The organism is Paenarthrobacter sp. NPDC018779 (assembly GCF_044391085.1).
Taxonomy (GTDB): Bacteria; Actinomycetota; Actinomycetes; order Actinomycetales; family Micrococcaceae; genus Arthrobacter.
In genome coordinates this window covers 27,000-42,185 of the sequence record NZ_JBIRZS010000017.1, presented here as the reverse complement: position 1 = coordinate 42,185, position 15,186 = coordinate 27,000, and the positions used below count along the sequence as shown (strand labels likewise).

Genomic DNA, 15,186 nt, shown 5'->3' with positions numbered 1-15,186 from the left:
CCCTCGCACAGATAAGAGCTGACCGCCCCCGTGCCTTCGCGCCCGTTTCCCCAGCGTCCGCAAACCCAACAGTCCGCGCAACCGAAACCCCTCAACCCCGAAACCTGGCATTATCCCCTCAGGCACCATAACTACCGGATCTTCGTGGCCCTCACGCTGGCAAGCAGCGGGGGAGTGTGGATGCAGCGCCTGGCCCAGGACTGGTTGGTGTTGCAACTGACGGCGAGCCCGGCCGCCGTCGGCCTGGCTGTCGCCCTCCAATTCCTCCCGATGCTGGTGGTGGGTCCCCTCAGCGGCGTGCTGGTGGACCTTTTTCCCAAGCGCCGGATCCTCCTGGTGTGCCAGTCCGTCGCGGCGGTGCTTGCTGCGGGCTTGGCGGTGTGGAATGCCACCGGTGGACGTGATGTTTGGGTTGTTTATGCCAGTTGCATTGCCCTGGGCGTCACCAGTGCCATCGACGGCCCTGCCCGGCAGGTGTTCGTCAACGAGGTAGTGGGTGACCGCGGATTGCCGGCGGCCATCGGCCTGAACAGCGCCATTGGCCAGCTTGGGGCGATGGTGGGTCCGGCGCTCGCCGGCGTTGTCATCGCCCAGGCGGGACCGGCTGCCGCGTTTGCCGGCAACGCCGTGGTGGGAATCGCTGTGCTGCTGATGATCGTGGCCATCCGTCCCAACGAACTCCACCATGCTCCGGAGCACGCCAAGCCTGGTGGCGGGCGTGGCCAGGTCCTCGCTGGCTTCCGGTTTGTCCGCGCGCGTCCGCCGCTCCTGCTCACCATGCTCCTGGCGGGCCTGCTGGGTGCCTTCGGCATGAACGGTCCGGTGGTCCTCGCTGCGTTCGCTGACAGGGTGTGGCACAGCGGACCCGCGGGTTTCGGCCTGTTCAACACCGTCAGCGCCCTGGGTGCACTGGCTGGCGCGCTGCTTGCTGCGAGGATCAAGCGCTTCGGGAGGAAGGGCATCGTAGCCAGTGCCGGGCTCTTCGGCCTGAGCCAATTGGTCGCCGCGCTGATGCCCACGGAGGAATGGTTCGTGGTGTTGCTGGTGGTGGTGGGATTCATGACCCTCCTGTTCCTCACCAGCGCCGCGACGGCAGTGCAACTGGAAGCCGGAGCGCATGTCCGCGGGCGCGTGTTGGCCCTGTATCTTCCGCTCCTCCTGGGTGGCCACGCCTTGGGTGGCCTGCTCGCCGGTTGGCTGACGGAAGATTTCGGTGTGCGGACGGGACTGGTGGTCACGGGGGCCTTGGGAATGATGTCAGCGGCCGTGATTGGTGTGCTGCTCTACGTCTTTTCACGACGGCGGGCCCGCAGCGCTTGATCGCTTTGTGAACACCCTGACGGCCGAAACTCACAAAAAATACCTTGACTTGTGATGTAACGCACACCTACGCTGAGAAAGCGTTTTCTCTGACGCGCCTCTGCAAGACTCACCTGCGTTCAAGACAAGGACTCCAGATGTCGATTCGTGCACGAAAATCCTTCTCCGGCCTTTCCGTCAAGGTCGCAGCCGCCGCGGCAGCGATCGCCATAACAATGACCGGTTGTGGCGGCTCACCCCAGGCGGCATCCGACGGGACCGTGACCCTCCGCTTCAGTTGGTGGGGCTCCGACGTCCGCCACAAAATGACCCAGAAACTCATTGATGCGTTCCAGGCCGAAAACCCGAACATCAAAATCAAAGGCGAGTATGGAGACTGGTCCGGCTATTGGGACAAGCTCGCTACGCAGGTTGCCTCCCAGGATGCTCCGGACATCATCCAGATGGACGCTGCCTACCTCGGCGAATATGCCGGTCGCGGGGCCTTGCTGGAGTTGAAGGACGTTGACCAATCCAAGTTCGACCAGGCCGTGGCGGACGCAGGCAAGGTGGACGGCAAGCAGTACGCCATCACCGCCGGCGTGAATGCCCAAGTGGTCCTGGCCAATCCGGCGCTGGTCTCGGCCAGCGGCGTGGCCCTCCCGGACGACAAGACCTGGACCTGGGATGAGTACAGCAAGACGGCCGCCGACATCACCTCGAAGAGCAAGGACGGGGTCTATGGTTCCGGTGCCGTCACCGGCGATGCGCCGATGAACCTGTGGTTCCGCCAACACGGCAAGAAGCTCTTCTCCCCGGATGGCACCTTCGGTTTCGACGAGAACGACTTGAAGGGCTGGTACGAGTACCAAGCCAAGCTCCGGGATTCCAAAGCCGTCCCTCCAGCCTCGGTGATGACCGAGGATGTTACGGCGTCCGTGGACCAGCAGGGCCTGGCCACCAACCGCTTCGCCCTGGCATGGTACTGGTCCAACCAGCTTTCTGCCCTGAGCAAGGCGTCCGGCCAGGCATTGGAGATCCACCGTCCGCCGAGCACGGACGGCTCAGCCGCGGATGCCCAGCAGTACTACAAGTCATCGCAGTTCTGGTCCGCGAGTTCCCGCACCAAGCACCCGGCCGAAGTGCAGAAGTTCATCAACTTCCTCTCCAACAGCGTAGAAGCGGGCGAAATTGCCTTGGCTGATCGTGGCATCCCCGGCAACTCCGAAGTCCGGGCCGCAGTGACTCCCAAGCTCACGCCGGAAGACGCCGCCACCGCCAAGTTCATCGACGAGATATCCTCCGAACTGGGCGACGCCGTTCCCGTGCCGCCCGCCGGTTCAAGCTCGGTGATGGAAGTGCTGGGCCGCTACGGCATGGAGGTCCACTTTAACCGCCTCTCGCCTGAAGAAGCAGCCAAGAAGGCCTACCCGGAGGCGAAGAGCCAGCTGCGCAGCTGAACTCCTCCGCGAGATGGCATTTGATGGCAGTCCCCGCCGTGAACATTGTCATTAAGTGCCATCTCGCGGAACGATTACCTCAACCTTCACACCAGCAGGCGCCGAATAATCCAGCTCCAAGCCGTCGGGGGTGCGGCGCCACGACACCCGGACCGGTCCGCGCTCCGTAGGGATGGTGCCCTCGGCCCATTCCAGCCGGCATACCGGAGGTTGGATCACGACGGCGGCTGCCCCCGCCGCGGTGATGCGGACACCGAGGAGGTACTCAAAGATCTCCCGCACCACCGATGCCGACCACGCATGCGACTGGCTGTAGTCTGTGCCCTCCACGAGATCCCACGCCTCCCACGTGAAAGAGGCTCCGGCCTCCAGTTGCCTCGCCCACCCCGGCTGCGTGGCATCCGTGAGGAGGTCCAGGACAGCGTCCACCCGTCCCTCCGCCAGCAGCGCACGGAACAAGCGATGAACAGTCATGGGACCCTGCCGCATGCCCATTCCAGCCAGCCGTTCGGCGTCTTTGGCAGAGTGCTCGGCAGGGGTAAGGCCCAATGACAAGGGAAATGACGTGGCGTGTTGGGAAGCGTTCAGGCTTGGCCTGCCGTCGGCGTGCAGGCCGTCCACCATGACCCCGTCCACCCGAAGGGCGTCATTGAACCGAGCCCCAAGCGCGGCTGCCGCGGCAGCGAACCTGGCCGAGTCCCCGGACCGTCCAGCGGAGGCGCACAAGCGGCTGACGACGTCGAGCACTGACCAGGCCTGCGCATTTACCGTTGTTCGCGCGGCGCAGTCCATGTCATAACCGAAGCGTCCCGGCGCCGGCCAGTCGACGATCCCGTGCAGGTACGGTCCGGACCCTCCGCCAACGTTCGTGACCAGGCCGGCGGTCGGACCGTCGTCGGGGATGTGCCGGAGTACGTACTCTGCGGTGTCGATGAGGCAGGGGAGCAGTTCGTCCACCAGCGCCTTATCGCCGCTGTGGCGGTGGTAGTCCTCCACCCACTCGGGCATCATGAGAGAGAAATCCGGGATATCGCGCTTGCCATCGCCGTTCGGGTAGACCGCGTTGTAGCGCCCTCGCTCCTCCGGGGAGCCCCAATAACGGCCCGCCGACGCCGCGAACTCCCGCAGGGCCTTGGCAGTGAAGTGGCGCTCGCCGAACAGGGCCATAGTGGCGTAGGAAATGTTCGCAGCGTCGGCCAGGAACTGTCCCTTCTCCCGGGTAGGAGTGTCCACGAACTGCTCCTGCACGCCGTAGAGCGCCGAGTCCTTCAGTAAGGCGAACACTTGGTTCAGGACCGGATCCGAACTGCTGAAGGTTGCCTCGTCCGGGTGCCCGGCATGGATAACGACGGCGGCCACCTGCTCAAGGTCCGAGGCGTCCAGGCCGGGGAACTCCAGGTAGCGGAACCCCAGATGGACGGCAGCCTCGTAGCGCTGGGGGCCTTCAGTTTGGGTGTAGGGAAAAGCCATGTCCGTGTTTTGGCTGGCCGTCTTTCCGTGGTCCACCCGGCCGTCCTCCAGCAGCGTGTAGCCTGCCCGCATCATGATGGTCCGGCCACGTACACCGCTCCCGAATTCCACCACTGGACGTCCCGGCAGGACTCTGCCGAAGTCCGCCACGGGCGTGCCGTCAGCCGCCGTGCGGATCCCGACGGCGGACACCTGGTTCCGGACAACCGTCGCGTAGTTGGGGTGCAGCACCGGAAAGTCCGGGACAGGGTGCTGCCCCAGCGACAGCGCGGGGGACCAGTCCTCCGGTGCGGGCCAGGACGTGGCGTCGTGATGCTCGATCGGATCGCCTTCGTCGTTGCGGTACCCCGCTTGCCCGTAAGGGCCTTCGGCGAGCAGCCACTCGGGGCCTGTTCCAAACACCTCCCGGGTGCCGTCGTCGTACTCAACGCTCACTTGGGCCAGCAACCCCGGGCGGCCGGCAGCCCGTCCCTGGCCGGGTCCGTACCAGTGGGCCAGCGCCTCTATGATGGCCGAGTCAGTGTCCTGCAGCGCGTCGGTGACATCAACGGCGTCGTAGAACTGCTCACCGGGATAGCCGAAACTGGTGGTTTCCAGGCAGGGCACACCGTTGATCGAGAATCGCGCATGATGGCAGGCCGCAGCGTAAAGGCGGGCCCGGACCACCCTGCCGGACAGTCGCCGGGTGGTCTTGGCCAGCGTCCACTCGTCCGGTTGCCGGTGGGGCGTACTTGTTTGCCAGGTGTCCAGTGCGTCCGGTGACGTGAAGTCTGCCTCCAGCACGGTGGTGCCCGCAGCATGCACCGTCAGTGAACGGTACTCTGCCTGGCTGCGGGGTCCTTGGTGGAAGGCGATGCCGGTTCCTTGACCGGCATGGCGGGGTGCGCGCGCGGCCAGCACCTGCTTTCCGTCAATGACGACCACGATCCCCTCGCCGTCGTCGGTCACGGTGAGGTCCTGCCAGCCGTCGGCGGGAGTCGTTCCCGCCCGCGACGCTGCTGCGGCTTCGAAACCCTGGGTCTCGGCCACCGGTTCCGTGGAAGGCGCGGCGGCGGCTCCGATCTCCCAGCCCGGTGCCTGCCTGAGCAGTGCAGCGCCTTGGGGCTTGAGCTCAAGGAGCAGGCCGTTCCCCGCGCTATCGCTGCGGAGGAGGATCCCCGCCGTACCCAATCGGAGGCGGAACCGCGCCTCGACGGTGGCCGGTCCCTCGGCTTGGACGGGCCACGGAGCGTGCGGACTGCCTGCTACGCGCAGGAAGCCGTCCATGAGTTGCATCGGGGCGCGGCCACCGGGAGCGCGGTGGATCCAGTGGGCAGACCAGCCTTCTCCGGTGGCGCCGAGGCCCGTGCTGAAGGCGGCCGGGGGAGAGGCGGCACCCGTGACGCCCCCGGCATCCGTTAACTGCACGGTCCAGGTGTAGTCGGAGTCCGGAGCCAGGTCCTGCCCTGTGTAGGGGATGTGGTGTTGTTGTCCGGACAGGACCTGACCGGAATCCCAGACCGTGCTGCCCCGGTTGTCCATGACCTTGATGCGGTAGCCGGTTTGGACTGCGTCCGGTGACGCTGCCGCCAGCCGCCAGGCAAACGTCGGCGTGGCTGGGGCGGTGAGGCAGCGGGTGAGGCCCTGGACTGTGGGGCGGGTGGCCGTGAGTACTTGGGCCGAAAACGCGTTCACCGTGTTGCCACCAGGGCCTGTATTTCTGCAGTTTCCAAGGATCCGTCGCTGATCCACACAGGGATGGTCCGGCTCAGCGTTTGGCCTGCTTTGAGTTCCACGGGTGAGTCCCAGGCAAGGGCCGAGCCTACGGCCGGGTACCCGTCCTGCCGTACGAACCACGGATCAGCCGACTCTTGTGGCGCCCCGAAAACCAAGGTGACAGGTCCGCCGTCGAACGCTCCAGCCCACGCCAGCCACGGCGAAACGGATCCGTGCACGGCCACTTCGCCCTCGGCTGTGGAGGAAAAGACGCGCGGCTGGCCGTTGACGGGAAGCCGCCAAAAGAATCCACCGTAGCCACTGCCGGCGGCACCATGGGAGCCCGGGCTTCCCAACGTGGCATCAACGACGGCGGTCAGCTCGGTCCGGATGTCCAGCCGCCACGTGCGGTGGTCAACGACGGAACGCTCGTAGGTGCGCTTCTCGGTGAGGAGGGTGGTGCCGTCCGTGCCAATCCACTCAAGATCAAGGACCGCGTTGTCCTGGTGGCGAACGCTGCGTCGGACTTCGATCCGACCGTGGTCCTCGAGGTCCACGTACCGTCCTGCCGTCCGCCGGTAGCTGCGGCCGCCCCAGAAGTTGGTGCCGTTGACGTCCTGCAGGGCGAAGCCCGCTCCCAGGTGCCAGGCGTGGTCCAGCGGCAGGTGGTCGGTCACCACGATGCCGGACTGCGTGGTGACGGGGTGCAGGTAGGGGCGTGGAGACAGGCCGCTGTCCAGGGCGGTCCCGGTCCGCAGCGTAGTGACTGCATTCTTTGCTGTCTGGAACAGGGGTTCGGTGCCGGCTTGGTCACGGGTGGCCCAGGGGAGACCCAGTTCTGAGAACGTGGCATTTGCGATTGCGGCGCGTTCCAGGATCCCCTCGATGCCCGGGATCACTGCATGCGCTTGCTCGCCCGTTCCTACCCACTCAATATGCGATGCGGGAATGGCCGTGGGTGCCTCAGCCGTGCGGATGGCTTCGAGGACCCGCATGAAGGCGCCGCTGTGGTCCAACGGACTCAGCAAGGGCGTTCCCTTGGACAGGTGCTGGAGCAGGTTTTCCGTGAGGTCGTCGCGGCCGAAGGTGTGGGTGGTCGCACCGGCGCCCGTCGTCACGGTGACACGATCCTCGGTGTAGTGGAAAACGGCCGTCCCTTCACTGCCGTGCAGCGTGATGTACGGTTCAACGGACTCGGTGGCACAGAGCGTGAGGGCGCAGGTGATGGTCAGACCGTTCGAGGTGCGGAGCCGGATCACGGACGTATCGTCCGACTCGATCTCGTTGGCGCGGTAGAGGTCCGTGTCCACCGAAGCCAAGTCTTCGGCCTCACGGGCGCCGGCGATCCGGAGCGCAGTGGCGATCGCGTGGGCCAGCGGGTTGGTGGCCACGCCGTCCACCACGTCAACACCGTCAATGCTGCGCTTCCCGGCCCAGCGCGAGCGCTTGTAATAGGCGCGGTCCCTTACCCAACGGCCCGTCGCGGAAATGCTCTTGAGCCTGCCAATAGCCGGAAGCTCGGGCGAAGCTTCGCCCCGTGCCAGGCACGCCAGCGCTGCGAGGGCATGCGATCCAAGGCTTTGGAATCCGATCTGGACGCTGCGTCCGTAGTCGCGGGCGGCCTGCTGCAGGCTGATGAAGTCCTTCATGGACGCAACGGGCGGCTTCTCCAGGTAGAGATCTGCCGAGGATGCCAGCACCGACAATGCCAGCGGAGCGTGGGTCTGGATGGGCGTAGCCACTATGATGACGTCCGGGCTGTGGTTGCCGGCGAGCAGCGAATCGAGGTCCGAGTGCACGGCGGTGGTCTCCGGGAGCGCCCCGGGAGCCGGCGGATTCGGATCAGCCACGGCCACCAGTTCCACCAGTCCCTGCGCCGAAAGCCTGTTCAGGTTGCCCAGGTGGTGGAGGCCGAACCCATGGACGCCAACCAAGGCAATCCTGGCCGGGGCCGTCGTCAACACTGGTGCGGCCTTCGACCCTGGTGCGGCCTGCGACCCTGGTGCGGCGGTCGACCCTGGTGCGGCGGCGCTCAGTTTGGTGGATGGGGTGTCCATGGGGCTCCTCTGGTGCATGCTGCGATCTGGGGCGGCAACGAGGGCGCTGACGCCTTCGTCACAGTATTTCCGTTAGTGGGATGTTCGGCCAAGGGGTGGGCACACATTTGGCGGCAAGCGCTTTCCCGAATGTGCTCAAGCCAGTGTAACGCGGACTTCACGCAAATGTAACGATTCAATGCAACCTCTTGACTCCTTCGCCGACCGCAGCCTAAGTTGCTGGGAAAGCGTTTACTTCAGAAGTTGGCCCATCCCCGGCCTACCCCAACTGACTGGCACTTGTGGTTGCTCTGAGCCCTAAAACAACAACAACTGCGAGTTACTTGGGCCTGTTCTGCAACGATGGAGAAAGGGGGAGTCCCATGGCGTCAGGTGCGTTTGGCTTTCGGGCCTACACGTTCTTCGACACACTCCTGTGGATCGCCTGCCTCAACGTCCTCTGGATCGCCTTCACCCTTCTGGGTGGCGTGGTTCTGGGAATCGGGCCAAGTACGGCGGCAGCCCACATCCTGGTCCGAGACAAGGTCCGCGGCAATTCAGTGCCACTGTTCCGTCGCTTCGCGCGGGAGTACTTCAAGAACTTCGCCAAGGGGAACGCGCTCGGCCTGCCGGTGTTGCTGGTGGCGGCGGCGCTCGTCCTGAACTGGGGCTACTTCTCCGGCGGCCGGGATCTCGGCTCGCAACTTGCCTCCATCGCGGTCCTTCTGGCCATGCTGTTGGCCGCGGGTGCGGTCTGCCACCTCTTCCCGATGTATGCCCGCTACGAGTTGCCGTTGCCGCAGTACTTCCTTATGGCTTCCCGTTTCACCATGCGCCACCTTGCCGGGACTGCCATCCTCCTGTTCGTGACCGCCGCCGCAGTCTTTGCCTGCCGTGCGGTGCCCGGATTGCTGCCCTTCTTCGGAATCGGCGCCTGGCTGTACGTCACGGGTTGGCTCTGCGACCGCTTCTTTACCGCCAATGACGATTCCGTGGCGGCTGCCGGCAGTGAAGCGCCCAGCGTGGCGGCGGATAACCCTGCCAAGGAGGCCAGCCTTGCGTGACGCCAGCTCCCCTAAGAACCATGTCCTGCACCGTTCCCTCGACATCCAGGGGCACTCCGGCATTTCGATGGACCCCCTTGGCGCGGGCATGAATGAAACGTATCAAGACGAACATGGGCACCACCTGTGGACCATCAAGAGGTTCCATGGCGAGGCCCCAACAGACCCGACGGACACCAACCCCGAAGAAGTGGAAAAGGAACATCATGAACCGTAGAAAACCAACGCTCGCAGCCGCCGTCGTTGTTTCCGCAGCGCTGGCCCTTACAGCGTGTGGCGGAGGCGAAGCGCCTGCAGCCGACCTGAAAAGTGTCAGCATCATGGCGCCGTTCCTCGAAGCCCAGCCACCGTCGGCCGATGGCGCGGTGCAGAAGAAGCTCGAGGAATTGACCGGCAAGGACGTCAACATCACGTGGACGCCAAACTCCTCGTATGAAGACAAGATGAACATCACCCTGGCGTCGTCGGAGATCCCGCAGGTGCTGGTGGTACAAAGCAAGTCGCCGGGCTTCGTGAAGAACGCCGAAGCCGGAGCGTTCTGGGACCTCACGGACAAGCTCAAGGATTACCCGAACCTCAAGACCACCTTCCCGGAAGTCGAGCAGAACGCCAGCGTCAACGGCAAGGTGTATGGCGTGTTCCGTGCCCGCAACCCGATCCGTGCGGCCGTCATGTTCCGCCAGGACTGGCTGGACAAGCTGGGCCTCAAGGCACCTGAGACCGTGGAAGACCTCTACAAGGTGGCCAAGGCCTTCACCGAGCAGGATCCTGACGGCAACGGCCAGAACGACACCTACGGCATCACCATCCCCAAGTGGGGCGCTCTGGGCACCAACAGCCCCTACGACATGATCGAAACGTGGTTCGGGGCGGGCAACCGCTGGACCGAACGTGACGGCAAGCTGGTTCCGAGCTTCGAAACGGACGAGTTCCTGGAAGCTGACCGCTTCATCAAGAAGATGGTGGACGAGAAGCTCATCAACCCGGACTTCGCCACCTTTGACGGCACCAAGTGGAACGAGCCGTTCTTCAACGGCAAGGGCGGCATCATTGTGGACGTCGACTCCCGGGTCAGCGTGCTGATCAACCTCTTCAAGCAGGCAAACCCCAATGATTTCCAGAACAAGGTGGGCTTCGTTGGCAGCCTCAAAGGTCCGGACGGGGAGCTGCACGCCCACCCCACCGACGGCTATTCCGGCTTCCTGGCCATCCCCAAGTCGAGCGTCCGCACCGAAGGCGAGCTGAAAAACGTCCTGCAGTTTCTGGACAAGATGAACAGCAAGGAAGTCGCCGTGCTGCTGAACAACGGCATCGAAGGCGTCAACTTCGCCGTCGAGGGCAACCTGGCCGCGACCATCAAGCCTGAAACGCCCGAAGGCAAGGTGGTCAACACTGACATCAAGAGCTACGCGCAGCTGGGCACCAACGTCACGGGCAACAACTTCTACGCCATCAAGCAGCCTTCCGAGTACGAACAGAAGGTGTTCGATGACCGCGTGAAGGTCATGGCCGAGGACGTCAAGAGCGCCGTGTACAACCCGGCCGCTGCCTTCGTTTCGCCCACTTACGTTGCCAAGGGTGCGCAGTTGGACAACATCGTGGCCGATGCCCGGATCAAGTACCTCGCCGGCCAGATCGACGAGCAGGGCCTGAAGGACGCCATCAAGCTGTGGAACACCAGCGGCGGTGACAAGGTCAAGGAAGAAATCAACAAGCTCTGGCAGGACAACAAGAAGTGACAGCGCCCGTCGTTGAGACCAAAGCTCCGGGGCAGGCGGCCACACAGCCGCCCGCCCCGGCGCGGCGGCGTGGCTTCGCTGTCCACTTTGCGCACTACAAGTGGCTCTACCTGCTCCTGCTGCCGGGAGTGCTGTATTTCGCGATCTTCCGCTACGGGCCCATGTACGGGGTCTCGATCGCGTTCAAGGATTACGTTCCGTTCCTGGGAGTCAACGGCAGCCCGTGGGTGGGGTTCACCAACTTCACGGATTTCTTTGCCAATCCGGACTTCCCCAGGCTTCTGGCCAATACCCTGATCCTGGCCTTCCTGAACCTCGGCATCGCGTTCCCGCTGACCATCGTTCTGGCTTTGCTGCTCAACGAAGTCCGGCTTTCGATCCTCAAACGCACCGTCCAGACCCTCGTGTACATTCCGCACTTCCTGTCCTGGACCATCGTGGCCTCGCTGAGCTTCCTGCTCTTCGCCTTGGACATCGGCCCGTTGTTCCAGTTCGTCAATGGCCTTTTCGGGACCAACGTGGATATCCTCTCCGACCCCAACTGGTTCCGCCCCCTGATCGTGCTTCAGGAAATCTGGAAGAACACGGGTTGGGGAACCATCATCTTCCTTGCTGCATTGGCCACCGTTGACCAGGACCAGTACGAAGCCGCCGTCATCGACGGTGCCGGCAGGTTCCGCCGGGTCTGGCACATCACGCTGCCCGGAATCCGGTCCACGATCATCGTGATGCTCATCCTGGCGATCGGCCAGATGCTGAACACGGGCTTCGAGCAGATCTACCTCATGACCAACGCACTCAACCGCAGCGTGGCCGACGTCTTCGATACCTACGTTTACTTCGTGGGCATCACCCAAGGCGCGTACAGCTACAGCACCGCCGTCGGGCTCTTCAAATCCCTGGTGGGCATCGTGCTGATCTTCGGCACCAACTGGCTGTCCAAGCGGTTCAACCAGAGCGGACTGTTCTAATGAAGATTCACAACACCCGCGGCGGCCGGGTCTTCGATGCTGCCAACTATGTGTTCCTTAGCTTGATCGGGATCATCACCCTGCTGCCGTTCGTGTATGTCATGGCAGGCTCGTTCGCGACGGAAGCCGAAATCACGCGGCGTGCGTTCTTCGTGTGGCCCGAGCAGTTCACGCTCGGTTCCTACGAATACATCTTTTCCACACCCGCGTTCACCAAGGCCCTGCTCACCACTGTCCTGGTGACACTGGTGGGCACGCTGATCCAACTGCTGCTCACGGTGACCATGGCATACCCCTTGGCCAAGCGCGGGCTGCGGGGCCGGAAACTGATCCTTTCCCTGGTGGTTTTCGCCATGGTGTTCTCGGGCGGCATGATCCCCACCTTCCTGCTGGTGAAGGACCTCGGCCTGCTGAACACGTATTGGGCCCTCATCCTTCCGGCAGCGATCAACCCCTTCAGCCTGATCATCATCAAGAACTTCTTCCAGGAGCTCCCGGCGGAGCTGGAGGAATCGGCCAAGATGGACGGGGCCACGGAGATCGGCATTCTTTGGCGCATCCTCCTGCCGCTGTCCAAGCCGGTGCTGGCAACCTTCGCCCTGTTCTACGCCGTGGGTATCTGGAACGACTTCATGTCACCCCTGCTCTACCTCAGCGACAACAACATGTGGACCCTGCAGATGTACCTGCGCCAGGTGACCGCGGCCTCGGACCTGCTGGGCACGGGCAACGTGGATCCCACGTACATCCCGCCCGAACAAGGCGTGAAGTTCGCGGTGATCGTCGTGGCCACCCTGCCCATCCTCATCTTCTACCCCTTCCTCCAGAAGCACTTCGCCAAGGGCATGCTGATCGGCTCGGTCAAGGGCTAAGACTCAACCAAAGGAAACCATGAAGATCCTCCTCGCCGGCGACTCCACTGTTGCCGCGTGCCCCAGCTTCGAGTATCCGATGAGCGGCTGGGGTGCCCACCTTGCGCCCGAAACCTACTGGTGGGCGGCCGTGCACAATTACGCCAAGGGCGGCGCCACCACCGAATCGTTCCGGGAAGAAGGCCTGTGGCACCAATTGCTGCACCAGGCCGTCCAGGGAGATCTGGTACTGATCCAGTTTGGGCACAACGACCAGAAGCGTGCCCACCTCGCCGCCCGTACCGGCTACGCGGAGAATCTCCGGCGCATGGTTGCCGAAGTCCGCTCCAAAGGCGCCGTCCCGATGTTGTGCACATCGGTGGAACGCCGGCACTTTGAATCCGGAGTGCTGCAGGAGACGCTCGGCGAGTTCCCCGCCGTCGTGCGTGAACTCGGCGGCGAGCTGGGGCTGGAGGTGATCGACCTCAACGCCTGGACCCGCGCCCTGTACCAGGAGTTGGGGGAGGAGGGCTCCAAGGAGCTGTTCTTCCATTTCGCGCCGGGAGAGCACGCACACTGGGCCGGCGGGTTGGAGGACAACACCCACTTCCACCAGAAGGGCGCCCGCATGATCGCCGCCCACGTGGCCGGGCAGTTGGAGTCGCTGGGCTATGGCTTGGCTTCTTCGGTCCGTTCGGGGGCTTCGGCTTGAACGTGTTGTACCGGAACCCCTTGCGGGGGCCGGAAGATGTGGCGGACTGGGTCGCTGAGGGACCGGTGGCGGCAGGAACGTACGACGGCGGCGGGCCGGGGGCGGCATCGGCGGTGGCCAGCGGTGCCGCTGAAGCAGCGGGCGCTGGCGTTGCAGCAGGGGGCAGCGCGTTGCTGCTCTCCGGCACGGTGGACGCGGACGAATTCGGCGACCACGCCCATTGGACACTGTGGTGCCCCCAGGAATTGCCGGACCGCGTCCGGATCAGCTGGGACTTCCTGCCGGTCGAGGAACCGGGCCTTGCCATGGTGTTTTTCTCCGCCCGGGGACATGGTGGCGAAGACCTGTTCTCCCCAAGGTTGTTACCGCGCACCGGCTACTACCCGCAGTACCACTCTGGAGACCTCGATGCGCTTCATGTCTCCTATTTCCGCCACAAGTACGCCTCCGAGCGGGCATTCCGGACGTGCAACCTGCGAAAGAGCGCCGGGTTCGAACTCGTTGCACAGGGGGCCGACCCACTCCCGCCCGCCGAGGACGCGGACGGGTTCTACCGGGTGGCCGTAACCAAGGACGGGCCCCGGGTGGCCTTCTCCATCAACGGGCTCTCGTTGTTCGACTGGGTTGATCCGTCCGCCGGGCACTTGTCGGGCGGGTACTTTGGAATCCGGCAGATGGCGCCCCTGGTGGCGGCTTACCGCAACTTGCTGGTTGAAGCTCTGTGACAGCCACCACCCTGCCATGACGTAGGATGTCCTCACCTTCCGCAATTCTTACCCTCTCCCTGGAACGGACCATGCCACTCTTTGACCTTCCCCTCGACCAACTCCGCGACTACACGTCCGGCGCCTTGCCGCCTGCCGACCTGGACAGCTTCTGGGACCGGACAATCTCTGAAGCCCGGCTGTTTCCGTTGGACGCCGTCTTTGAGCCCGTTGACAACTACCTCAGCGTCATTGACACCTTCGACGTCACGTTCTCCGGCTTCGGCGGAGACCGGATCAAGGGCTGGTTGCACGTCCCGGCGCACCGCGACGCCGGGGAGCGCCTTCCCGTGGTGGTCGAATACATCGGCTACTCCGGCGGCCGCGGACTGGTCAACCAGAACACCCGCTGGGCCCAGGCCGGCTACGCACACTTCATCATGGACACCCGGGGCCAGGGTTATGGCGGCGTTTCCGGAGACACCCCGGACCCGCACCCCTCTGCCGGTGGGGTGAACTATGCCGGCCTCATGACCCGCGGCTCCGGCCACCAGGATGAGTACTATTTCCGGCGCGTCTACACCGACGCCTTCCGGGCGGTTGAAGCGGCACAGCAGCATCCCGCCGTCGACCCTTCCACAGTGATCCTCACGGGCGTCAGCCAGGGCGGCGGCATTACGGTCGCCACTGCGGGGCTCACAGCCGGAAGGCTCGACGGCGTCATCGCCGCGCTGCCGGATGTCCCCTTCTTGCAGGACTTCCCACGTGCGATCGATATTGCGCCGCGGGGGCCATACCCGGAGATTGCCTCGTTCCTTGGGCGGCACCGCGACCGCTACGAATCCACGCTGGCGGTGCTGAACTATTTCGACGGCGTCCACCTGGGCCGTGCTGCCACCGTCCCGGCGCTGTTCTCTGCCGCGCAGATGGACGATATCTGCCCGCCGTCCACGGTGTTCGCCAGCTACAACAACTACGGCCTGGCCGGCGGATCCCCGGAGAAGGACATAGAGGTATACCGCTTCAACAACCACGAAGGCGGGCAGGAACACCACTGGATTAAGCAATTGCAGTTCCTGCGCAAACTCTTGTCATCATAACGGACACGATTTGCCGGGTTTGATCCCGCGCGGTTATGGTGTGGCTATGACTAACCGTTGGTATGCGTATTTTTCGTTGGCTCTG

12 protein-coding genes are annotated in these 15,186 nt (G+C 64.1%); 10 read left to right on the top strand and 2 right to left on the bottom strand.

Translation table 11 applies throughout. The annotated features are described in order from the left end of the window. Nucleotides 1-30 precede the first annotated feature (30 nt). Complete coding sequence (locus ACH488_RS16305) at nucleotides 31-1,320, top strand: MFS transporter (protein ID WP_397325603.1); 1,290 nt, start codon at nucleotides 31-33, stop codon at nucleotides 1,318-1,320. 137 nt (nucleotides 1,321-1,457) lie between these two features. Further along, nucleotides 1,458-2,759: an ABC transporter substrate-binding protein gene (locus ACH488_RS16300; RefSeq protein WP_397325602.1), complete on the top strand. Its 1,302-nt coding sequence runs from the start codon at nucleotides 1,458-1,460 to the stop codon at nucleotides 2,757-2,759. Between the two features lie 51 nt (nucleotides 2,760-2,810). Here the strand turns inward: ACH488_RS16300 and ACH488_RS16295 are convergent, their stop codons facing one another. Beyond that, a complete protein-coding gene (locus ACH488_RS16295) occupies nucleotides 2,811-5,903 on the bottom strand; it encodes a family 78 glycoside hydrolase catalytic domain (protein ID WP_397325601.1) in 3,093 nt (1,030 codons plus the stop codon). Continuing rightward, nucleotides 5,900-7,981 (bottom strand): DUF6807 family protein, encoded by a 2,082-nt coding sequence (locus ACH488_RS16290; RefSeq protein WP_397325600.1) that lies wholly within the window; start codon nucleotides 7,979-7,981, stop codon nucleotides 5,900-5,902. Before ACH488_RS16290 ends, ACH488_RS16295 begins: the two co-directional genes overlap by 4 nt. A gap of 362 nt (nucleotides 7,982-8,343) precedes the next feature. On the opposite strand from ACH488_RS16290, the gene ACH488_RS16285 reads away from it, so the two are divergent. The 8 genes from ACH488_RS16285 to ACH488_RS16250 all read left to right on the top strand — a co-directional run bounded on the left by ACH488_RS16285 (nucleotide 8,344) and on the right by ACH488_RS16250 (nucleotide 15,101). Next, nucleotides 8,344-9,024, top strand: a complete 681-nt coding sequence (locus tag ACH488_RS16285; RefSeq protein WP_397325599.1) for a YesL family protein — start codon at nucleotides 8,344-8,346, stop codon at nucleotides 9,022-9,024. Next, nucleotides 9,017-9,241 carry a hypothetical protein gene (locus ACH488_RS16280; protein ID WP_397325598.1) on the top strand — a complete coding sequence of 75 codons (225 nt, stop codon included), beginning with the start codon at nucleotides 9,017-9,019 and terminating at the stop codon, nucleotides 9,239-9,241. Before ACH488_RS16285 ends, ACH488_RS16280 begins: the two co-directional genes overlap by 8 nt. Next, the gene (locus ACH488_RS16275) at nucleotides 9,231-10,763 is read left to right on the top strand and encodes an extracellular solute-binding protein (protein ID WP_397325597.1); all 1,533 of its coding nucleotides are present in this window, start codon (nucleotides 9,231-9,233) and stop codon (nucleotides 10,761-10,763) included. The genes ACH488_RS16280 and ACH488_RS16275 overlap by 11 nt, the downstream gene beginning before the upstream one ends. Beyond that, nucleotides 10,760-11,734 carry an ABC transporter permease gene (locus ACH488_RS16270; RefSeq protein ID WP_397325596.1) on the top strand — a complete coding sequence of 325 codons (975 nt, stop codon included), beginning with the start codon at nucleotides 10,760-10,762 and terminating at the stop codon, nucleotides 11,732-11,734. The genes ACH488_RS16275 and ACH488_RS16270 overlap by 4 nt, the downstream gene beginning before the upstream one ends. Then, complete coding sequence (locus ACH488_RS16265) at nucleotides 11,734-12,606, top strand: carbohydrate ABC transporter permease (protein ID WP_397325595.1); 873 nt, start codon at nucleotides 11,734-11,736, stop codon at nucleotides 12,604-12,606. Before ACH488_RS16270 ends, ACH488_RS16265 begins: the two co-directional genes overlap by 1 nt. A gap of 19 nt (nucleotides 12,607-12,625) precedes the next feature. Continuing rightward, nucleotides 12,626-13,297: a rhamnogalacturonan acetylesterase gene (locus ACH488_RS16260; RefSeq protein ID WP_397325594.1), complete on the top strand. Its 672-nt coding sequence runs from the start codon at nucleotides 12,626-12,628 to the stop codon at nucleotides 13,295-13,297. A 2-nt stretch (nucleotides 13,298-13,299) separates the two neighbouring features. After that, nucleotides 13,300-14,022: a DUF1961 family protein gene (locus ACH488_RS16255; protein WP_397325659.1), complete on the top strand. Its 723-nt coding sequence runs from the start codon at nucleotides 13,300-13,302 to the stop codon at nucleotides 14,020-14,022. A gap of 71 nt (nucleotides 14,023-14,093) precedes the next feature. After that, nucleotides 14,094-15,101, top strand: a complete 1,008-nt coding sequence (locus tag ACH488_RS16250) for an acetylxylan esterase (RefSeq protein ID WP_397325593.1) — start codon at nucleotides 14,094-14,096, stop codon at nucleotides 15,099-15,101. Nucleotides 15,102-15,186 lie beyond the last annotated feature (85 nt).